Here is a 550-nt window from a genome sequence, read left to right on the forward strand (position 1 = left end):
GCTGAACCGGACGCAATTGGTGGACGCCACCATTGAGACCGTGGCGACCAATCTGGCCGAAGGTGCGCTCCTCGTCATCGCTGTGCTGTTCGTGCTGCTGGGCAATTTGCGCGCCGCCATGGTGACCGCCTGCGTCATTCCGGTCACCATGCTGGTGACCGCAACCGGCATGCTGCAGGGCAAGATCAGCGCGAACCTGATGAGCCTGGGTGCTTTGGACTTCGGTCTGATCGTCGACGGCGCCGTGATCATCGCTGAAAATGCTCTTCGACATCTCGCGGAGCGTCAGCGTGAGTTCGGTCGCTCGCTGTCCCTCGATGAACGGCTTCGGACCGTCACGGAATCCGCCACCGAGATGATCCGGCCGACGGTCTACGGCCAGCTCACCATAATCCTTGTCTATATTCCCTTGCTGACGTTCACAGGCGTCGAGGGCAAGACCTTCGAGCCGATGGCGCTCACCGTCATAATCGCGCTCGGCGCGGCCTTCGTCGTGTCGTTGACGTTCGTCCCGGCCATGATCGCCCTAACGGTGTCCAAGCCCGTGACG

1 protein-coding gene is annotated in these 550 nt (G+C 61.8%); it reads left to right on the forward strand.

Annotated features, from left to right (window positions below; genetic code table 11):
• Positions 1-550, forward strand: a 550-nt coding sequence (locus IVA82_RS23830; protein WP_247387303.1) for an efflux RND transporter permease subunit, incomplete at both ends; no start/stop codon positions are given.

The organism is Bradyrhizobium sp. 142, from assembly GCF_023074015.1.
Taxonomy (GTDB): domain Bacteria; phylum Pseudomonadota; class Alphaproteobacteria; order Rhizobiales; family Xanthobacteraceae; genus Bradyrhizobium.